Origin of the sequence: Spirosoma lacussanchae (assembly GCF_005870035.1) — a bacterium.
In the GTDB taxonomy this organism is placed as follows: domain Bacteria; phylum Bacteroidota; class Bacteroidia; order Cytophagales; family Spirosomataceae; genus Spirosoma; species Spirosoma lacussanchae.
Genome location: NZ_SWJG01000010.1, coordinates 131,362 through 150,029, shown reverse-complemented (window position 1 = coordinate 150,029; position 18,668 = coordinate 131,362). Strand labels below are relative to the sequence as shown.

The following is an 18,668-nucleotide window of genomic DNA, read 5'->3' as shown; positions in this document are numbered from 1 at the left end:
ACGCAAGGGGTTGCGTCTCTACGCACCCATATCCGTGTCCCCACCGTGGTCCGGGACTACGCGTCCCGGTAAGGACACGGACCACGGTGGGGAAAGGGGGTTACGCTACCACCGCCAGCTCTTCTTCCCGGGTTACTTTGACGTCGACTCTCGGCGGCAGCAGCTTGTAGAGGACGGGGGTAACGATTCGGGACAGCAGCGTGCTGGAAATCAGGCCGCCGATCAGTACCCAGGCCAGTGGGCTGTAGAGCGGGTTGCCTTCCAGCGCCAGGGGCATCAGCCCGCCGATGGCCGTCAGTGAGGTGAGTACGATGGGAACAAACCGAACTTCGCCCGCGTGTTCGATGGCTTCGACCAGCGGCATACCTTCTTCGCGCAGGTGATTCGTGAAATCAACCAGCAGAATCGAGTTTTTGACCTCGATACCGATCAGCGCGATCAGACCGATGATGGCTACGAACGAGAATGGATTGCCCGTCAGCAGCAGAGCCGCAATGGCCCCGATGATGCCCAGCGGAATGACCGACAGCACAATAAGCGTGCTTTTCAGGGTGCCGAACTCCAGAATCAGCACGGCCAGAAAGCCGAAAACCGTAACCAGAATAATGGTACCCAGCCCGCCAAACGACTGTTCGCGGCTCTCCAGCTCGCCCGCAGCTACGTACCGGAACCCGGCCGGAAACTTCATCGCATCCAGCTTCTGCAACACATCGGTATACACATTATCGACCAGATACCCTGTCTTGACAAAGCCCGTCACCGTTACGAATCGGTCTTTATCGTAGTGGCGAATCTGGCTGGTGCCCGTCTCGAACTGAAGGTCGGCTACCTGCCGTAGTGGTACGGCCGCGCCCGTCAGGGTATTCACGTACAGATTGTTGAGTACCGTCGGGTCGGTGATGCGGCCTTTGGGAAGGGTAACGGTAATCGTGTATTCATCGTCGGAGTTGGGCGCTTTAAACGTGCCGGCGTTCAGCCCCGCCACGGCCAGCCGGATGGTGCGGTTGATGTCGGCAATAGACAGACCCAGCAACCCGGCTTTCTCTTTGTTGACGTTGATGCGCATGTCCGTCTTACGGTTGGCCAGCGGGTTGTTGACGTAAATGGTACCGGGCGTCTGCTTGAGTACTGTCTCGACCCGGGCCGCTACCGACCGCAGGGTGTCTAGGTTCTCGCCGAAAATGCGGATGGCGACCGGAGCTTCCTGGGCCGGGCCCTGCTCGAAGTCTTTCACTTCAATACGGGCGTTGGGGTAGTGGGCAAACCGCTCGCGGTATTTATCGATGATGGCGCGTTTTTCAGCCGGTTCGATGTCGGTCAGCTGCACAAAGAACTGCGAGAAGTTAGCCGACTCGTTCCGCTGAATGATGTTGTAATAAATGCGCGGGTTCCCCTTGCCTACATTGGTAGTGAAGTGGCGGATGGCGGGTTCGTTTTTCAGCTGGCTTTCCACATAACGAGCCACGCGGTTAGTCTCGCTCAGGCTGCTGCCTTCAGGAGTCTCGATATTGATCAGAAACTGCGGTTTTTCGGAAGCCGGAAACAAGGCAAACCCCGCCCGGCCCGCCTGCGACAGCGCCAGTCCGAAAATAGCCAGCGCTACCAGCAGCGTAACCACTGGTCTGCGCAGGGCCGCGTGCAGCAGGCGGCTGTAGGAACCGCTGATGAGTCGTTTCAGCGCCCGCAGAAAAATATTGCCGTCCGGATTGTGCGACTCTTTCAGGATGCGGCTGCTCAGGAACGGCACAATCGTCAGCGATACGATCAGTGATGCCAGCACCGTCATGACAACGGCCATCGGTAGCGACCGGATAAAATCGCCCGAGCCTTCGGGCAGGAACAGCAGCGGCAAAAAGGCCAGGATCAGTGTTGTGGTACAGCCAATGACGGCCAGGGTGATCTGGCTCGTAGCCCGGATGGCGGCCTCTTTCCTGGAGTAGCCCTCGCGGAGGTATCGCTCGATGTTCTCGACCACCACGATGCTATCGTCGACCAGAATACCCAGCGCTACGATCAGCCCTACGATGCTCAGCTGATTGATGCTAAACCCCAGCGCGTTGAGCAGCGTCAGCCCAATGGCCAGCGACAGCGGTATCGAGATCATCACCACCACAGCGGCCCGAAAGCCCAGCGGCAGCAGCGTCAGCGACACGAGCAGAATAGCGATGACAAAATCCTGTACGAAGTGGCCGAGCCGTTTGTTCACGCTGGCGGCCTGGTCGAAGTTCTTGGTGAGTTTGATATGGGGCGGCAGCGACCGGGCGAAGTTGTCGATGATCGGGTTTATCTGTTCCCCTACTTTCTGGATGTTCTCCCCAATTTTCTGGCTGGCCGTTACCAGCACGGCGCGGTGCCCGTCGAGCCGGGTGATGTGGGTTTCGTCGTCGAGGTTTTCCGACACGTCAGCAATGTCACGGAGGTAAACGATTTTCTGCCCGCTGGTCGACACGATGGTGTTGCGGATCTGGTCGAGCGACTCGTATTTACCCGCCGTTTTCACGTTGAACTTACGGGTGCCGACCTGTACGCTGCCGCCGGGCACGTTGGTATTTTCGGCCTGGAGGGCGCCCACGACCCGGTTGGTCGGTATCCCTTCCTGGGCCATTTTCTCGATGTTGAGCGATACCCGCACTACGCCTTTGGGGTAGCCCCAGTCACTCACGTTTTTGAGGCTTTTTACCTTTTCGAGCTGTTCGCGCAGGTTTTCGGCGTACTGGCCCAGCTCCTTGTCGGAGGCTACTTCTGACTGAAGGGCTACCTGCACTATGTTGACATCGGACGGCGAAAACTTCAGAATTTTGATGCTGAATATGTCGGCGGGGAGTTCGCTGCGCAGGGCATTCACCTCGCGCACAACCTCCTGGTATTTTTCGTCAGGGTCCTGTTCGTATTCGTACTCGATCCGGAAAGCCGCCACCCCATCGTCGACATTGGTAACGACATGTTTGATATTATCGAGTTCGTTAAAACGTTTCTCGGCCGGATCAACCACCAGCTCTTCCATATCGAGCGCATCGGTGCCGGGATACACAACGACCACTGAAAACTGGGGCGCTACAAATTCAGGGTCTTCGCCCCGGGGCATGTTGAGCAGCGAGTTCACCCCAAGCGCAGCTACGCCCAGGAAAAGCACCAGCATAAACTGCCAGTTTTTTACAGAAAATTGCGCGAGATTCATACGGGTAAGCGCGTTTTGGTGTTACAGAACAAAGGCGTATATTTCAAAAAAAGAACTGATAGTCATGGAAACATTAGTTGTCACCGTTCGCGACGAAGCCAAACGGAGCCAGGTCGAGCAGCTTCTGCAGGACATGGATGGCGTAGAACGCGTCGAGCGGGTCCGGCTGCCCGACGAGGTGACGCTGCTGGCTCAACCGTCGCTGGCAGAGGAATGGGACAGTCCGGAAGACCAACGCTGGGACTCGCTCTTATGACTCCTCCCAGGCCTGCCTATCAACAGGGCGACATTGTAGTCGTTGACTTTCCGTTTACGGATGTTTCGCAGACCAAACGGCGTCCGGCGCTGATTCTATCGAACACGACCATCAATCAAACCGGCGACTATTTATTAGTTATGATCACCAGTCAGGTCAAATACGATGGACTGTCGATTCCGATTACGGCCGCTGATTATGTTGGCGCCCCGCTGCCACTGAGCAGCTTTGTGCGTTTCTATAAGGTGTTTCTGCTCAATGAATCGCTCATTCTACACAAGTTTTCTGCCGTTTCGCCGTCATTCAGACAGCTGATTTCGGCCGAGTTGGGCAAACTCTTACAGTAGCTCATCGCACCACCACGCTCGACTCTTCGGTCAGGAAGGCCGAACCGGCCGTAACGACCTGGCTCGTGGCCGACAGGCCATTGGTGAGCAGTACGTTGGCGCCGTCGAGGTAGCCGATCTGTACCGGCACTTTTCGCACTTTGGTGACGCGGCTGGCCGGGCTGGCTGAAGCCAGCGTATAGACAAAACCGTCTTTACCATTCCCTTCTACGATAGCCTCCACCGGAACCACGGTATAGGATCGGCTCTGCGCCGGTACCAGCGTTACCTTGCCAAACAAACCCGGCGCCAGCTTTACCCCACCGGCCGGGCTGATCCGCACTTCTACCTCATAGAGCTTGCTGGTCGGGTCGGCGGCCTGCGCCAGTTCGGTAACGGTGCCGTTGAAACGCTGGTCGGGGTAAGCGTCGAGGGTAACGGTAGCGCGATTGCCAAGTCGGAGCCGGGCCCAGTCTTTGTCCGATACACCCACGCGTACTACCCAGTTTCCCGGCCGGTTGCCCGAAATCAGGTAAACCGACGCGCCGGGTGCTACGTACTCCCCGGCGTTGGTCACCTTACGCGTTACCGTACCATCGACCGATGACCGAATCTGGGCAAAGCTGCGGTTGAACTGAGCAATGGTCAGGTTCTGCCGGGCTACATGCTGACCGGTCGTGGCGTTCTGAAGCTGCTCCAGCGTAGCGGCTGTATCGGCGTAGAGGCTTTTGACCCGGTTAAGATCACGGTCAGCCTTTTCGCTGGCGAGCTGGGCCTGGCTGACCTGCGCGTTGATCTCGGTCAGATCGAGCGTAGCCAGCAGCTGCCCTTTCCGGACCGACTGGCCTTCGTCGACCAGCATCTGATTAATAATACCACCGACCTTGAACGAAAGTCGGGCTTCTTCGGACGAAGACACCAGTCCCGAGGCCACCACCGGCTCAGACCGCACTACCGTCCGAACGGGGGTGAGTTTAACCGCAATCACGGCATCGTCGGCCCCTGTGGCATCGGCGGTTTTAGCCTGGGTCGTATCATTGGCCTGACTGCCGCACGACCAGGCGGCTACGGCCAGCAGGAGGAAAGTAATAAGCTGTAGAGGTTTCATGGCTTACCTGATTTATGGCAACGTTTTATGATGGGCAGCACCTGAGGACGTCAGGCGCCGTTGGAATGCGTTTGTTTGCATGACCACGCGCACAGCGCCGGGCCTAGTCTACGGCGACGGCCCGATCGAGGGCGGCTCGTTTGACAAGTACGTCCATGCGGGCCAGCGAGTGCTGCAGCTGAGCCGTAAGCCGGTCGTTCTGATAGCGAAGAAACTCGATCAGCAGCGACTGGCCGTTGCGGTATTTACTGTCGATGACGCGGAAGGTAGCATCGGCATTGGCGATGCCACTCTGCGTGGCCGCCAGACTCTCGTTGGCTGCATCGAGGTCATAATAGGCCTGCACGACCTGAAGCTGTACCTGCCGCTGTACTTCCTGAAGCCGCGTTTGCAGCGCATCGGTCTGAATTCTGGCCTGTTGAATTTTCGACCGTTTTTCGTAGCCCCGGAACAGATCCCACTGCAAACCGAACTGGGCCAGTGCGTAGGCCTGGTTGCGGAAGGTGTAGCCGAACCCCTGAAAACCCGCGTTACCGCCTACGAATACGTTTGGAATGGTGGCATTGGCCTCGTTCAGCCGTACCGTCGTCTGGGCCGCCCGCAGCGAGCCGTTCAGCTGCGACAGCTCCTGCCGGCCCCGCAACGCTGTTTGCTGCAGGTCGGCCAGGGCTTCTTTCTGCTCGGGCAGAATATGGGTTAGTGACGAGTCGACGTCGATGGAAGCGGTCAGATCGCGGTTGAGCAGAAAGTTGAAATAAGCCCGCGCCGACTCCCGGTTTTTCTCGGCTACGGCCATCTGCTGATCGACCTTGCTGATTTCGTAGCGGGCCGATGTGACGACCTCTCTGGTCGCGACGTTGTTGTTGACCAGCTTTTCGTTGAGCCGGGCCAGTTCGGTAAGTACCCGGCGCGAGCTGTCGTAAATCCGGATCGCATCGAGGGTTTGCAGATACTGGTAATAGGCCGTGCGGATGGTATAGCGGAGTTCGTTCTCGACTACGCGTCGGCGGGCTTCCTGAGCGGTTAGTAGTTGTTTCTGAATCAGGTAATTGTACTGGATGTCGGTATTAAAAATAGCGTACTGAACGCTGATTTTGGTGTCGTGGAAGTTGTTCGGCGCCAGCTGTTCGTCTACGTTGGCCAGATTGGTCGGGAATCGGTCAGAACCCGTCACCTGATTGAGCGTTCTGTAGATGGGGTTGATCAGGTCGCCCACCGGAAACTGTAGCCGCCGACCACCGGCCGCCAGCGAATAGGTCGGATTGAACGCCACCCGGGGGTAAAACAGCGACCTGGCCTGGTTGATGGATTCGGACACCCGTTTGATCTCGAGCGACTCCTGCCGCAGGGCCAGGTTGTTGGCCAGCCCCTCGCGGACATAGCCGTCCAGAATAGGAGAGGGCTGCGCAGAGACTGGCCGCAGCGAGCTGATAAGAAACACTACTGCCATCAGCGAACCTGGCCAGGGCGGTAGGCAGCGGACTGGGTTGATCGTGAGACTCATGACCGTATGTTAGTTTATAAACACTGTTTAGTAAATGGGTAAAAAAATATTAAAGTCCTTTTCGGATGGTCTGTACGAACAGATCGTACGCTTCGTCCATCAGGGTTTTCTTGCGTTCCTCACCGAATATCATCATGCGCTTTCGCAGGAAAAGTGCAGCCAAACCATGTACTGTACTCCAGATCATAAGCCCGGCCCGCTCGGCATCGGGATGCTGGATAGCCCCGCTGTCTATGCATTCCTGCACTACGTTCTGCAACACCTGGAAGGCCTGGTGCCCATCATCCCAGATGTCTTCCCGGCATTCGATAGCATCCATGGGTGCATTCATAATAAACATCAGGTCAAACAGTTCAGGGTTTTCGAAGGCGAACCGGATGTACAGACGCCCCATTTCTTCGAGTTTATCCATTGGGGTTTGCAGGTGCGCAATGGGAGCAAACTCGTTGATCAGTTTTCTGAACGCCTGCTGGTGCAGGGCAAAAAATAGCTCGTTCTTGTCTTTAAAGTACAGGTAGATCGTTGCCGGGCTATACTCGATTTCGTCGGCTATATTCCGGATGCTGACTTTTTCGTAGCCGTTGGCCAGAAATAACTTTTGAGCGGCTTCCAGAATCAGCCTCCTCATCTCTTCCCGTTCCCGCTCTTTCCGTTCCAGAATTCCCATACCTGTTTCGTTGACGACACAAACATAATGAACGATGTTCAGTAAACAAGAGGTGTTAATAATTTGGGCTGCAAATTGAGTAAACGGTAGGCGTAAGGCATTCGACAGGCGCAGTACACAGCCAAATGGGTAAGCCTGTAAGATGAGTCGATTAATAAATAGAGTTTACTTACGGATGATTTTATGCCTTTATTGCTCTGTTATCTATCTACCCATGTCAGCTTAATAAACCCTCGTCAGCGTCCTCCGGCTGATTCAACTGCTTAAACAGCGATTTGGAAAAACGCTCGATCAACTGGCCCAGCTACTTGACTGCACACCCATATAGGGCCTGAATTCGTAAGTACATCGATTTTAAGGAACAGCTTGGTTATTTGTTTTGTAACCTGTAGATTCGGTAACAATGAGCGCTATGAAGCTTGATTACCAAACTAATCTTTAGGGTCTATTTGTTATCTAACCGGCAAATAACAACCAAGTTGAAAACGAGCGAACCAATGCGCTATGCGCTGATTACCCTATGGGTGCTGATTACGTGGCAAGGGGTGAATGCGCAACCCAAGGGATATACCCTGGGCGATGCGGTAGCCGACTTCCGGCTGAAGAATGTGGACGGGCGCACCGTAGGGCTGGCTGACTACAAAAGCCAGAAAGGGTTGATTGTGGTCTTTACCAGCAACCATTGCCCGTTCTCGAAAGCCTATGACGACCGGCTCGTGGCGCTCGATCGTAAATTTTCGGCGCAGGGTTATCCCGTTCTGGCCATCATGCCCAACGATCCGGCGGCTTATGAAGATGATTCCTTCGACAATATGAAAGTCCGCGCCCGCGAGAAAGGCTTTTCATTCGCCTATGTCATAGACGAAACGCAGGCCGTTACGCGGAGTTTTGGGGCCACCCGCACCCCACAGGTGTTTGTCCTGAAAAATAACAGCGGCCACTTCACGGTCGAGTACATTGGTACCATCGACGACAGTCCGCAGGATGGCAGTCAGGTGCAACGGCGTTATGCCGATGAGGCTGTGAGTAATTTGCTGGCTGGTCGGCCCGTCCAGTCGCCCCTCACCAAAGCCATCGGTTGCGCGGTGAAATGGAAAAATTAAGTGCGCTACCGATAACGGCCGGCTCTGACCGGCTCGTTTTTCTGGCACGGCCTTTGCCAACCTGATTCGTGTAAATCAAACTACACATCAGTTATGAAAAAGACAGTATTAATCCTGAGCCAGATTCGCAACGTTGCCGGAACCATGATGCTGGTTGCCTCGCTGGCCCTATTGCAGGCCTGCGGTTCTGACAACAAAAATGAGTCGCGCACCGAAGACGCTATGGAGCGCACGGGCGATGCTATTGAAGCCGACACCAAAGAAGCTACGGCCGAAGCGCGTGAAGACATGCGCGAAGCAGGTGATGATTTTGAACGCGAGCGCCGGGAAGCCGTTGCCGAAATGAACGTTCAGAAAGACAAGCTGGATGCTCGGATCGATAAATTACAGGCCGATATAAAACGTCAGGGTGCTAAAGCCAAAGCTGAGAGCAAAGAAGAACTGGCTGAGCTGGAGGCCGAGCGTAAAGAGCTGGGGAACGACATCGACAAAGCCCAGAACGCAACGGCTGCCGCCTGGAAAGACATTAAAGCTGGCTTTAAAAAGGCCGGTAAGAACATCGGCAATGCCTTTGACAAAGCCGAAGATAAAGTTGATCCGGACGGAAAAGACGACAACTAGTCCGAAGTCGATATATAGGTAACCGGGGGCTCCCCGAAACGAGAAGTATCTTCGTTTCGAGGAGCCCCCGGTGTTTAGATGATGGTATAATTTCGTGGTAATTACTCTACATGTGCATAAAGGTCTACAACGGTTTAAGGACCATTTCCTCACCTTTCTGACAGATTTTCTGAAATAAAGAACTGGTAGCTGGTTGTCCGTTTACCAGATAGCGGTCGCCCAGTTGATAGATGAGCCTGAGCGGTCCGCCTGCCAGAATACCAGCAGCGACCAGCTGCTGGGCACAACCGAACCCCTGATCGCCGGTTTTAGGGATAGCAAAGGCTTCTTTGATACCGGCATAGTTGCCAGCCCGCAGGAGCCGCTTAACGTCCTGATAGGTAGTTTTGGCGGTGAACTCGTTCCCACCCCGATGATCCCAGAAACCGGCCCGCCCAACCGTAATGGTCAACTGGCGGGTTGTTCCCCAAACCATAAGGCCCTGGGTGCCGTTGCCCAGTAGAATACCCGTATGGGGACGGGTAATGGGAAAGTGCCAGACAAGCGGTTGAGTGGGCTGGGCTCATGCCGCTGAGACTGCCGGTCTCCAAAGGAGGTAAATAAAAACGATGGGTTTCATGATACCCGAAACAAGCGCCTGCAACGACCGTTTATACTCATCATGTCAGCACCCGTCGTAACCGTTACTATTTTCCGTTACCAGCCCCGGGCCCGTTTCCGGGCGTTCGCCAACATGGGTCGGGTACTCATGCAGCCGATTTCTGCCGATGGCCTGCGGTTCAGCAAGTTAATGGGCAGCGGCATCAACTTTGGTCTTATCCCCGACTTCTCCACCTACGTTCATCTGGGCGTTTGGGCAGATAACCATCGGGCCAGCGCATTCGCCCAGACAGAAGCGTATCGGCAGCTCGCCCAGGGTACCGAAAAAATCAGCACCCTCCACCTGTCGCCCCTCAAATCGCACGGACTCTGGGACGGATTCAATCCTTTTATCCTGAACACTGGGCAGGGAGCAGAAAATCCGGAGCGGGCCGCGGCCGACGAACACCAGGGAAAACCAGAACGGCCAGCCGCCCCCGACCCCTCGGCTCCCGTGGCGGTGCTGACGCGGGCCACAATCCGCACCCGGGCTTTGCCCGACTTTTGGCGGCACGTGCCCCAGGCCCGCCAACGGCTTGCTGATCAGGCCGATAAGCTGCTGTTCGGGATCGGGGTAGGGGAGGTGCCGCTGGTGCAGCAGTGTACCATCAGTGTCTGGCGCGATGCAGCCGCCGTTGATCAGTATGCGTACCGGCAGAGCGGACACCGGGAGGTGGTGCGGCTTACCCGCCAGCGGCAGTGGTACTCCGAAGAGCTGTTTGCGCGCTTTACCGTGTTGCGCTGGGACCGGTAAACGATCGGGTTCTAGCCGTCTGCCCGCCGGACCGGCCGTTGTCGAATGGGCAGTAGATGAGTGCCTTGAGAACTGATCGACTGGAGTAAGTATAGTCAGCTCCGTTTACTGGCAGCCTTGTAAAAAAAACGTGACCAGCGTCTATCTCGTGCCCAAAACCCTTGTATCCCAACGAGGAAAATTGTTATTTTGCGGGCTAAATTGTACGTATAACGCGAAATGTCTGTTATTAACAAGATCAGAGAACGGTCAGGGCTGGCCGTCGGTGTTATCGCCGTCAGCTTGATTCTGTTCATCGTGGGGGGAGATCTGCTCGGCGGCCGAAGCTTGCTATTCGGCGGAAACCAGCAGGAAGTTGGCGAAATTGCCGGCAAATCCATTGACTATCAGGAATTCAACGCCAAGGTGGATGAACTCCGGGCGCAGTTTGAACAGCAGACCGGTCGCGCACCCGCTGACCAGGACATGGCTCAGCTCCGCGAGCAGGCCTGGAACCAGCTGTTGTTCGAGATTGCTTACCAGGAAGAATTCGACAAGCTCGGTCTGAAAGTATCGCCCGAAGAACTCATTGATATGGTTCAGGGAAATAACATCAGTCCGGCTGTTCGGCAGGCCTTCACAAACCCCCAAACGGGCGTGTTTGACAAGAGCCAGATTGTTAGCTACCTCAAGGGCCTGAAGAACCTCCCTCCGCAGCAGCAGGCTGCCTGGGCCAGTTTCGAGAAAAACCTGAGCGCCGACCGGCTTCGCAGTAAATACGAAGGCCTGATGCGTCTGTCGATCTTCGCCACCACGGCCGAAGCCCAGAAGGAGTACCAGGCGCAAAACACCAAAGCCGATGTGAAGCTGCTGTTTGTGCCCTACTACACGATCAACGACACAACGGTGAAGGTTACCGACTCGCAGCTGCAGGATTACCTCAACAAGCACAAAGACGAGTATCCGGGTGCTAACAGCCGCTCGCTTCAATACGTGACGTTCTCGGTGGCGCCGTCGAAAGAAGACAGCACCGCCCTGTACAACGAAATCAAAACCCTGGCCCGTGGCCTGGGTGCCGCACCGAACGACTCGACTTTTGCCCAGCAGAACTCCGACGTTCGCGTGCCGTTGTACCTGACGGCTGGCGAAATGCCTGAGCAGCTCCGCGCGTCCATTCCTACCTTCTCGCCAGGTGGTATCTACGGCCCCTTCCGCGAAGGCAATACCTATTTCATATATAAGTACGGCGGGACCAAGCGCGACACGAGCTTCACCGCCCGCGCGAGTCATATCCTGGTGCGCCCAACGGCCCAGACCGATTCGGCCAAGGCCGATGCCCGTCGCCGGGCCGAAGCACTTCTGGCCCAGATTCAGGGTGGTGCCAACTTTGAAGCCCTGGCACAAACCAACAGTGCCGACGGATCAGCGCAAAACGGGGGTGACCTGGGTTACTTCAAAAACGATGGCCAGATGGTGAAGCCGTTTGAGTCGGCCGTGTTCGGTGCTGCCGGCGAAGGACTGATTCCGCGCGTTATCGAAACCGATTTCGGTTATCACATCATCAAAGTAACCGAAGCCAAAACCAACCAGCTATACCGGGTTGTGGGTATCGGTAAAACCATTGCACCCAGCCAGACCACCCGCGATGAAGCCCTTCGCAAAGCCGACCAGTTTGCCTCGCAAGTGCAGACCAAGGAAGAGTTCGACGCTAAGGTTAAAGAAGACAAATCGCTGGTTGTGGCCACCGCCGATCGCATTCCCGAAGGCGCATCGAACATCAACGCGCTGACCGACGCGCGTCCGGTGGTACGCTGGGCATTTGACGACAAAACGGATGTTAATGACGTATCGGAACCGTTTGAAGTTGGCGACCAGTACGTCATTGCGGTGCTGACCAACAAGACCGACAAAGACGAAGTCAAAATTGACGACTACCGGACCGAACTAACTGCCAAAGTCCGCAACGAACTGAAAGCGGAGCAGATCATGGGTAAACTCGGCAGTGCCAGCGGTACTCTCGAGTCGATCGCGCAGAAGTACGGTGCTGGTGCACTGGTTGAAGAAGTTCAGGATGTTAACCTGGCAACGGGCTTCCTGCGTAGCGCTGGTGTCGATCCGGTAGCACTGGGTCGCGCGTTTGGTCAGAAGGCTGGCAAGCGTTCAAAACCGTTTGCCGGAGACGCCGGTGTACTGATGGTGGAGACCACCCGCCTGACGCCAGCGCCAGCGGTTGCCGATTACAATCTGTACAAAACCCAACTGCAGCAGAACGTAGCTTCCCGCACCGGTTTCTACATCAACGAGGCTATCAAAGAAGCCGCCAAAGTAGAAGATCGCCGGGCCAAGTTCTATTAAGGATACCGCTCCAAAGAAAAACCTGCTTCTGATCAGAAGCAGGTTTTTTTATGTTCAGCCGACACGGTATCAGAAATCTATGGGAGTTGGCGTCAGGACGCTTGTTCCCGCAGATAAGCCACCATTTTGGCGAGTGCCCGGGAGCGGTGGCTGATAGCGGTTTTCTCGGCCATGGTTAACTCGGCCAGCGTCCGGTCGGCCCCGTCGGGCAGGAAGATCGGGTCGTAGCCAAACCCGCCCGTGCCCCGTGGCTCGTCGATAATGGAGCCATCAAAAATACCTTCAAACTGGTGTTCAACCCCGTGCAGGATCAGCGTAAATACAGTAACAAACCGGGCTTTTCGGTTGGGTTGCCCCTGCAGCTCGGTCAGCACCCGCTGTATGTTCTGAGCGGCATCGCGGCTGCCCGAATAGTAAGCTGAGTCGACGCCGGGGCGACCGTCTAAGGCATCTATTTCGAGCCCTGAATCATCGGCAAAGCAGGATACGCCGAAATGCTTCCAGATGTATTCAGCCTTCTGGCGTGAATTGCCAGCTATAGTACCACTGGTTTCGGGTAGCTCATCCGTGCAGCCAATGTCGTGCAGGGTGCGAAGGGTGAAAGCGTTGCCCAGGGCGGCAGATACCTCGTTCAGTTTATTCGGATTGTTGGTTGCAAAGCAAAGTTCCATAAACAAAAAAAGCCGTTTGCAGAGAGAACTACAAACGGCTTATCGAGGTTGCGGCTGGGTTACTCGACTTTAACGATCTCCAGCTCGAATAGAAGTGGCGTGTAGGGTAGAATCCGGTTGGCTCCGCTTCCGGTACCGGTTGTCCCGTAACCAAGCGATGACGGGAAGATGATGGTTGCTTTCTCACCGGCTCGCAGGGCTGTCAGTCCGCTCTCAAAGCCGGGAACAACCTGCTTGGTGCCGATCTGTACCTTAAACGTACCCGCTGTATTAGAATCGAAAGTAGTGCCGTTCAGCCGCTTACCAACGTACTTCATGGTAACCGTTTTGCCGGTCACGATGGCCATCGAGTCGGCAGGTTGTGTCAGCGTTTTGATGACCCGCACACTATCGGTGGTCAGGGTAGTGACCGTAAGGTTATTAGCCCGGATGTAATCCTGAATCTGCTGATTCTGATTCCGAACCGATACGATTTTGAGGTCATACCGAACCGGTGAATACTGGGGCAGCACCAGGTTCCCGTTTCGGCCCCCGTCCAGGTAGGCCGGAACAAGTACGGCGCCTTCTTCCCCCTGTTTCAGCTTCAGAATACCCGCGTACTTACCGAGGGTGATGCCAACCGTATTAGTACCGGCCAGAATAATCGTTTCGGGCTTGTTACCGGCCTGATCAGTACTATCAACGATGACACCATCCAGCCGACGGGCAACAAAATGGTATTTCACCTCATCGCCGGTCAGGGGAGTCTGGCCGGTTGAGTTCGCCTTTGTCTGAAAATACCAGATTCCTTCGTCGGTCCGGGTTGCGTTCAGGTTGTTCTGGGCGATGTAAGCCAGTATATCGGCTTCGTTCTCGCGCTTCTTCCGTTCGATCAGGGCTTCGCCTGGTTGTTCGCAGGCGCTGAGCAATGCCGAAACAGCCAACAGGCCAACGGCCCAAAACGAGCGATTCTTACTGAGTTTCATAACTTTTTATGCAAGGCCCTTTGCCGGGAGTTTCTGTACAGAGAACGAAAATAACGCCGTTCTCTGTTCACTGAAGCCTGTAAAAATCAGGCTGTCGTACTGATGGACGAGACAAACGTATGCCCATCAGTACGACCTGAACTGCTTACCGGCCTGGTTGCGGCATGCCCGGCATCTGATTGGGCTGGCCTTTCTGGAAGTCGACCAGTTCGATGTCGAACAGCAGTACCGAGTTGGCCGGAATCTTGGGGTTGGCGCGGGAGCCGTAAGCCAGCGTTGACGGAATGATCAGGGTAGCTTTCTCCCCTTTGTGCATCCGCATCACCCCCTCTTCCCAACCCGGAATGACCTGACCAACGCCAATCGGGAACTGAACGGGCCGGCCGTCGGCCTGGGGGTTGAAGTTCTTGCTGGAGCTATCGAATACTTTACCATCCAGCAGTTTGCCTGTATACTGTACCGATACGATGTCGCCAGCCGAGGGGGTAGGACCCGCGCCGGGCTGGGTAACTACGTAGTATACGCCACCCGCCGTTTTCTGGGCTTTACCGGCCAGGCCATTCTTGGCCACATAGCTCTCGATGGTTTTGGCGTCAATGCCTTTTTGCTTCTCGAAATCGGCGGCCTGGGTTTTCTTGTACTCATCTTCGGTCTGTACGTTCAGTACTTTCACCGCAATACCGATATCGGTGCCTTTCTGAACGCCAGGCGGCAGTGGCTGCATGGCGCGGGTGAAGAGCGAGTCGGCACTTACGTAGAACGTGGCGCTGTCGCCTTTGCCCAGCATGGTCAGGCCCTCTTCGTACGACCCTTTGAAAGGCGGAACCTGCAGCAGCATCTGGAAGGGAGCGCCTTCTTTATGCGTATCGCGCAGCACCGAGTCTTTATTGTTCATCAGCGTCAGATGAAGCGTCAGAATATCACCTACCTTGCCTTTACGGCTGCTCTCGGTTTGCTCGTGGATCTGGTACTTCAGGCCGTTATCCGTTACCTGAACGCGGTTTTTACCGCAGGCCGCTACCACAGCGACGATCAGGGCGGCTTTCCCGAAATGTTTAAGAGACATGTTTTAACTGGTTTATTGGTTGGTTTGTGGTTTAGCGTTTCCGAGGGTCAGGACCAGTCGGGAAACGACAAAACTGCTGGTTTACACCGTTTCTGCCAATTTTTGTTGATAGTCCGGCAATATGGATAAGAGTTTCTGTTCTGTTTCGGCCAGACTGCTTTTCGAGCGTCCGCCCGCTGCGTTGCGATGGCCCCCGCCATTGAAGTGCGTGCTGGCCAGTTCGCGCACCGAGAAGTCACCTACAGAACGAAACGACAGCCGGATTTCGTCAACCCGGTCAATGAGAATACAGGCCATCACTACCCCTTCAACGGCCAGCGCATAATTAACCATGCCTTCGGTATCGCCGGTTTTGGAGCGGTATCGTTTCAATTCGGCATCGGTCAGGGTGATGTACGCGAACCGGTACTGAGGCAGGACTTTCAGTTTTTCGTTCAGCACGTAGCCGAGCATCCGAAACTTGTCGAGCGAGACGTTATCGAAAATGCGCCGGTGAATGCTGCTCACGTCGATATTCAGATCGAGGAGATCAGCGGCCATGCGATGCACATTACCGGTCGTGTTGGAGTGGCGGAACGAGCCCGTGTCGGTCATCAGACCCGAGTAAAGACATTCGGCGATCGGCACATCGAGCAGGTCTTTGTCGCCGAGTTCAACGATGAGCCGGTATACCAGCTCGGCCGTAGCGGCAGCGGTAGGGTCCCAGAGGGTGAGATCGGCAAACGACTCGGGTTCGAGGTGGTGATCGATCATCACTTTCCGCGCCCGCGATTGTCGTACCAGCGGGCCCAGCTCCCGGATGCGGTCGAGGGCCGAAAAGTCGAGGCAAAAGATCAGGTCGGCTTCGTCGAACAGCTGGCTGACGGCTACGCGCTGCTTTTCGTCAAACGCTATAACATCATCATTACCCGGCATCCAATGCAGGTTCTGGCCGTAGTCGGTAGGGGTAACCACCGTAACCCGGTGGCCTTTTTTGCGGAGGTAGCCCGCCAGTCCCAGCGAAGAGCCCATAGCATCGGCATCGGGGTTCTGGTGGGTGGTAATCAGTACGGTTTGCGCGGGGCCACCTGGGTGTTTCCCAATAACCGCACCAATTGCTTCAATGTCTTGCATACACAAACGGCCGTAGCCTCAATCGAAACTCAAAAGTACGAATAATTTGGATACCAGTCGGCCTATGTACCAGCGCGGCATTTCGATGGGAAGTTCGTAGCTTTGCGCCCAAATAAAATTTGGATACAATAACCCATAATGGCTACGAACCGTACGTTCACCATGATTAAGCCCGACGCCGTAGCGGCCGGGCATACCGGAGCAATCACGAAAATGATCGAAGAAGCGGGTTTCCGCATCGTCGCTATCAAAAAAACGCAGTTGACAACCGAGCGGGCGGGGCAGTTCTACGCTGTACACAGCGAGCGTCCGTTCTACAACGACCTGAAAACGTACATGTCGTCAGGTGCCATCGTTCCGATGATTCTTGAGAAAGAGAATGCAGTAGCCGATTTCCGGAAGCTGATCGGAGCAACCAATCCCGCCCAGGCCGAAGAAGGGACCATCCGGAAACTGTATGCCAAGTCGATCGAGGCTAATGCCATTCATGGGTCCGATTCTGACGAGAATGCTCAGATTGAGGGCAGTTTCTTCTTCTCCGCCACGGAGCAGTATTAATCCACTTGTGCAGTGAGCCAATTGGCTCACTGCACAAGTATGGTCCCCATTTGCTTTTCGTAGTATTTACAAAAATCCCGCAGCGCGCAAACGTCGCACTTGGGACTTCGCGCCAGGCAAACGTACCGTCCGTGAAGGATGAGCCAGTGGTGTGCCTTCGGAACGTACTGTTTGGGGATGTGGGCCATAAGGGCCTTTTCAACGGCCAGTGGGGTTGTGGCGGTAAGCGGAGCCAGCCCCAGCCGGTGCGATACCCGGAATACATGGGTGTCGACGGCCATAGTCGGCTCATTATACACGACCGACAGTATCACATGGGCTGTTTTCCGGCCCACGCCCGGCAGCGTCTGTAACTCTTCCACAGTAGCTGGTATTTCTCCTCCAAACCGTTCCAGCAGGGTTCGGGCCATGCCAACCAGGTGTTTAGCTTTATTATTCGGATACGACACACTACGGATGTAGCTGAAGACTTCGTCGACCGAGGCTGCCGCCAGTGACTCCGGCTCCGGAAACCGCGCAAATAAGGCGGGCGAAATCTGGTTGATGCGTTTATCGGTACACTGAGCTGACAGGATCACCGCTACGAGCAACTCAAACGGATTGGAAAAATTCAGCTCGGTCTGGGGCTCAGGATAGTGCTGGGTAAAGTACTCAATGAACCGGCGGAAACGTTCTTTTTTCAGCATATAGATATACGGGTATAGCCCCGGACAAAGGTAGGCGCCCGACTGGGAAACTGACCTTGTTCGGGGTTATACCCGTTACAAAACGACAAGACACACCAGCTCGTTTACGTATGACGCAGACGGGCAGGCGGGTTTGCCGGATGGTTTCTGGAATAATTGAGAATAGACTGGACCGTATCTGGCCGGGGTTCACGTTCGATCCGGTTCATCAACGACCGCATTTCGAGGGCGTCGAGAAAGAACGTCATCAATTCCGGTTCCGACATCAGGGCGTCTTCAATGAGGAGGTTTTCTTCGGGAGATGTTTCCTCGTAGACATACCGGACTACATCATCTTGGGTAAAAGTTTTTGTCATAACTCGGCGAACGTTTGCTTAGTTGTTTACGCAAATTGATCAACGCGTAACGCATACGTCCCAATGCCGTGTTAATACTGACGCCGGTAGCATCGGCAATCTCCTGGAAACTCATTTCCTCGTAGTGCCGCATGATAAGCACCTGACGCTGTTGTTCGGGCAACCGCTGGATCAACTCGCGCAAATGCTCGTGTGTTTCCTGCCGAATCTGGAGTGATTCGACCGAATCCTCCGCGAACTCTAGCGTGTTGAACACACTGCTTCCGTCCTCAAACACCACACTGGGGTAGCGTTTATCTTTTCGGAAATAGTCAATGGCCAAGTTATGAGCGATCCGGATGATCCAGGGTAAGAATTTACCTTCCTCGTTGTATTTACCCGACTTGAGCGTATCCACGGCCTTGATGAACGTGTCCTGCATCAAATCTTCCGCCACATACTGGTCTTTTACAATTAAGTAAATGGTGGTGTAAATCTTCGACTTGTGCCGTTGCACTAGTTTGGCAAAGGCTTTTTCATTACCACGGATGTACAGGGAAATCAGCTCACTATCGTTTACCTGGGCTTTTTCCATTTTCAGTAAGACAATTAAGTAACGTAGAGCTGTGTTCCGATAGTGTGTGGGGGGATTAAGTTTTTTGTAACCGGGAGATTCGTCGCTATAAAATTAAGAATATTCTGTGCTCATTTCCAAATTGTCAGTACAAAAAATCTGCCAAACCGGGCTAAACGCAGCTAAAAAATAATTAAACAGGCGGCTCTG

19 protein-coding genes are annotated in these 18,668 nt (G+C 54.9%); 7 read left to right on the top strand and 12 right to left on the bottom strand.

The window, feature by feature from the left end:
• Positions 1-100: 100 nt before the first annotated feature.
• Positions 101-3,178, bottom strand: coding sequence for an efflux RND transporter permease subunit (locus FBR45_RS23770; RefSeq protein WP_138506990.1), 3,078 nt, complete (start codon positions 3,176-3,178; stop codon positions 101-103).
• 64 nt (positions 3,179-3,242) lie between these two features.
• On the opposite strand from FBR45_RS23770, the gene FBR45_RS23765 reads away from it, so the two are divergent.
• A complete protein-coding gene (locus tag FBR45_RS23765) occupies positions 3,243-3,434 on the top strand; it encodes a hypothetical protein (protein WP_077924411.1) in 192 nt (63 codons plus the stop codon).
• The gene (locus FBR45_RS23760) at positions 3,431-3,781 is read left to right on the top strand and encodes a type II toxin-antitoxin system PemK/MazF family toxin (RefSeq protein WP_138506989.1); all 351 of its coding nucleotides are present in this window, start codon (positions 3,431-3,433) and stop codon (positions 3,779-3,781) included. The genes FBR45_RS23765 and FBR45_RS23760 overlap by 4 nt, the downstream gene beginning before the upstream one ends.
• 1 nt (position 3,782) lies before the next feature.
• Here FBR45_RS23760 and FBR45_RS23755 read toward each other — a convergent pair whose 3' ends face one another.
• From FBR45_RS23755 to FBR45_RS23745, 3 genes are all read right to left on the bottom strand, one after another.
• Complete coding sequence (locus FBR45_RS23755) at positions 3,783-4,868, bottom strand: efflux RND transporter periplasmic adaptor subunit (protein ID WP_138506988.1); 1,086 nt, start codon at positions 4,866-4,868, stop codon at positions 3,783-3,785.
• Between the two features lie 103 nt (positions 4,869-4,971).
• A complete protein-coding gene (locus FBR45_RS23750; protein WP_138507016.1) occupies positions 4,972-6,318 on the bottom strand; it encodes a TolC family protein in 1,347 nt (448 codons plus the stop codon).
• 103 nt (positions 6,319-6,421) lie between these two features.
• Positions 6,422-7,039 (bottom strand): TetR/AcrR family transcriptional regulator, encoded by a 618-nt coding sequence (locus FBR45_RS23745; protein ID WP_138506987.1) that lies wholly within the window; start codon positions 7,037-7,039, stop codon positions 6,422-6,424.
• A 497-nt stretch (positions 7,040-7,536) separates the two neighbouring features.
• On the opposite strand from FBR45_RS23745, the gene FBR45_RS23740 reads away from it, so the two are divergent.
• Positions 7,537-8,142, top strand: a complete 606-nt coding sequence (locus tag FBR45_RS23740; protein ID WP_138506986.1) for a thioredoxin family protein — start codon at positions 7,537-7,539, stop codon at positions 8,140-8,142.
• Positions 8,143-8,235: 93 nt separating this feature from the next.
• Positions 8,236-8,763: a sll1863 family stress response protein gene (locus tag FBR45_RS23735; RefSeq protein WP_138506985.1), complete on the top strand. Its 528-nt coding sequence runs from the start codon at positions 8,236-8,238 to the stop codon at positions 8,761-8,763.
• 124 nt (positions 8,764-8,887) lie between these two features.
• Here FBR45_RS23735 and FBR45_RS23730 read toward each other — a convergent pair whose 3' ends face one another.
• Positions 8,888-9,238: a hypothetical protein gene (locus FBR45_RS23730; RefSeq protein WP_138506984.1), complete on the bottom strand. Its 351-nt coding sequence runs from the start codon at positions 9,236-9,238 to the stop codon at positions 8,888-8,890.
• Positions 9,239-9,424: 186 nt separating this feature from the next.
• Between FBR45_RS23730 and FBR45_RS23725 the strand changes: the two genes are divergently transcribed.
• Both FBR45_RS23725 and FBR45_RS23720 read left to right on the top strand, forming a co-directional pair.
• A complete protein-coding gene (locus tag FBR45_RS23725) occupies positions 9,425-10,156 on the top strand; it encodes a DUF3291 domain-containing protein (RefSeq protein WP_138506983.1) in 732 nt (243 codons plus the stop codon).
• A gap of 219 nt (positions 10,157-10,375) precedes the next feature.
• A complete protein-coding gene (locus FBR45_RS23720; RefSeq protein ID WP_138506982.1) occupies positions 10,376-12,490 on the top strand; it encodes a peptidylprolyl isomerase in 2,115 nt (704 codons plus the stop codon).
• 92 nt (positions 12,491-12,582) lie between these two features.
• Here FBR45_RS23720 and rdgB read toward each other — a convergent pair whose 3' ends face one another.
• The 4 genes from rdgB to FBR45_RS23700 form a co-directional block, all read right to left on the bottom strand.
• Positions 12,583-13,161: an RdgB/HAM1 family non-canonical purine NTP pyrophosphatase gene (rdgB, locus tag FBR45_RS23715; protein WP_138506981.1), complete on the bottom strand. Its 579-nt coding sequence runs from the start codon at positions 13,159-13,161 to the stop codon at positions 12,583-12,585.
• A gap of 59 nt (positions 13,162-13,220) precedes the next feature.
• Positions 13,221-14,126: an FKBP-type peptidyl-prolyl cis-trans isomerase gene (locus FBR45_RS23710; RefSeq protein WP_138506980.1), complete on the bottom strand. Its 906-nt coding sequence runs from the start codon at positions 14,124-14,126 to the stop codon at positions 13,221-13,223.
• A 145-nt stretch (positions 14,127-14,271) separates the two neighbouring features.
• Positions 14,272-15,192 (bottom strand): FKBP-type peptidyl-prolyl cis-trans isomerase, encoded by a 921-nt coding sequence (locus FBR45_RS23705; RefSeq protein ID WP_138506979.1) that lies wholly within the window; start codon positions 15,190-15,192, stop codon positions 14,272-14,274.
• A gap of 81 nt (positions 15,193-15,273) precedes the next feature.
• The gene (locus FBR45_RS23700) at positions 15,274-16,305 is read right to left on the bottom strand and encodes a DHH family phosphoesterase (RefSeq protein WP_138506978.1); all 1,032 of its coding nucleotides are present in this window, start codon (positions 16,303-16,305) and stop codon (positions 15,274-15,276) included.
• A 138-nt stretch (positions 16,306-16,443) separates the two neighbouring features.
• Between FBR45_RS23700 and FBR45_RS23695 the strand changes: the two genes are divergently transcribed.
• The gene (locus FBR45_RS23695; RefSeq protein WP_077922618.1) at positions 16,444-16,863 is read left to right on the top strand and encodes a nucleoside-diphosphate kinase; all 420 of its coding nucleotides are present in this window, start codon (positions 16,444-16,446) and stop codon (positions 16,861-16,863) included.
• 26 nt (positions 16,864-16,889) lie between these two features.
• Here the strand turns inward: FBR45_RS23695 and nth are convergent, their stop codons facing one another.
• The 3 genes from nth to FBR45_RS23680 all read right to left on the bottom strand — a co-directional run bounded on the left by nth (position 16,890) and on the right by FBR45_RS23680 (position 18,479).
• Positions 16,890-17,549, bottom strand: coding sequence for an endonuclease III (nth, locus tag FBR45_RS23690; protein ID WP_138506977.1), 660 nt, complete (start codon positions 17,547-17,549; stop codon positions 16,890-16,892).
• Between the two features lie 104 nt (positions 17,550-17,653).
• A complete protein-coding gene (locus FBR45_RS23685) occupies positions 17,654-17,905 on the bottom strand; it encodes a hypothetical protein (RefSeq protein ID WP_138506976.1) in 252 nt (83 codons plus the stop codon).
• Complete coding sequence (locus tag FBR45_RS23680; RefSeq protein WP_077922616.1) at positions 17,880-18,479, bottom strand: RNA polymerase sigma factor; 600 nt, start codon at positions 18,477-18,479, stop codon at positions 17,880-17,882. Before FBR45_RS23680 ends, FBR45_RS23685 begins: the two co-directional genes overlap by 26 nt.
• Positions 18,480-18,668: the final 189 nt, after the last annotated feature.

Excerpts from the sequence above, each read along its gene's own strand:
- FBR45_RS23760 (WP_138506989.1), top strand. The coding sequence starts at position 3,431 with ATGACTCCTCCCAGGCCTGCCTATCAACAGGGCGACATTGTAGTCGTT.
- FBR45_RS23755 (WP_138506988.1), bottom strand. The coding sequence starts at position 4,868 with ATGAAACCTCTACAGCTTATTACTTTCCTCCTGCTGGCCGTAGCCGCC.
- FBR45_RS23685 (WP_138506976.1), bottom strand. The coding sequence starts at position 17,905 with ATGACAAAAACTTTTACCCAAGATGATGTAGTCCGGTATGTCTACGAG.
- FBR45_RS23705 (WP_138506979.1), bottom strand. The coding sequence starts at position 15,192 with ATGTCTCTTAAACATTTCGGGAAAGCCGCCCTGATCGTCGCTGTGGTA.
- rdgB (WP_138506981.1), bottom strand. The coding sequence starts at position 13,161 with ATGGAACTTTGCTTTGCAACCAACAATCCGAATAAACTGAACGAGGTA.
- FBR45_RS23695 (WP_077922618.1), top strand. The coding sequence starts at position 16,444 with ATGGCTACGAACCGTACGTTCACCATGATTAAGCCCGACGCCGTAGCG.
- FBR45_RS23740 (WP_138506986.1), top strand. The coding sequence starts at position 7,537 with ATGCGCTATGCGCTGATTACCCTATGGGTGCTGATTACGTGGCAAGGG.
- FBR45_RS23730 (WP_138506984.1), bottom strand. The coding sequence starts at position 9,238 with ATGGTTTGGGGAACAACCCGCCAGTTGACCATTACGGTTGGGCGGGCC.
- FBR45_RS23770 (WP_138506990.1), bottom strand. The coding sequence starts at position 3,178 with ATGAATCTCGCGCAATTTTCTGTAAAAAACTGGCAGTTTATGCTGGTG.
- FBR45_RS23700 (WP_138506978.1), bottom strand. The coding sequence starts at position 16,305 with ATGCAAGACATTGAAGCAATTGGTGCGGTTATTGGGAAACACCCAGGT.
- FBR45_RS23745 (WP_138506987.1), bottom strand. The coding sequence starts at position 7,039 with ATGGGAATTCTGGAACGGAAAGAGCGGGAACGGGAAGAGATGAGGAGG.
- nth (WP_138506977.1), bottom strand. The coding sequence starts at position 17,549 with ATGCTGAAAAAAGAACGTTTCCGCCGGTTCATTGAGTACTTTACCCAG.
- FBR45_RS23710 (WP_138506980.1), bottom strand. The coding sequence starts at position 14,126 with ATGAAACTCAGTAAGAATCGCTCGTTTTGGGCCGTTGGCCTGTTGGCT.
- FBR45_RS23765 (WP_077924411.1), top strand. The coding sequence starts at position 3,243 with ATGGAAACATTAGTTGTCACCGTTCGCGACGAAGCCAAACGGAGCCAG.
- FBR45_RS23735 (WP_138506985.1), top strand. The coding sequence starts at position 8,236 with ATGAAAAAGACAGTATTAATCCTGAGCCAGATTCGCAACGTTGCCGGA.
- FBR45_RS23720 (WP_138506982.1), top strand. The coding sequence starts at position 10,376 with ATGTCTGTTATTAACAAGATCAGAGAACGGTCAGGGCTGGCCGTCGGT.
- FBR45_RS23725 (WP_138506983.1), top strand. The coding sequence starts at position 9,425 with ATGTCAGCACCCGTCGTAACCGTTACTATTTTCCGTTACCAGCCCCGG.
- FBR45_RS23680 (WP_077922616.1), bottom strand. The coding sequence starts at position 18,479 with ATGGAAAAAGCCCAGGTAAACGATAGTGAGCTGATTTCCCTGTACATC.
- FBR45_RS23750 (WP_138507016.1), bottom strand. The coding sequence starts at position 6,318 with ATGGCAGTAGTGTTTCTTATCAGCTCGCTGCGGCCAGTCTCTGCGCAG.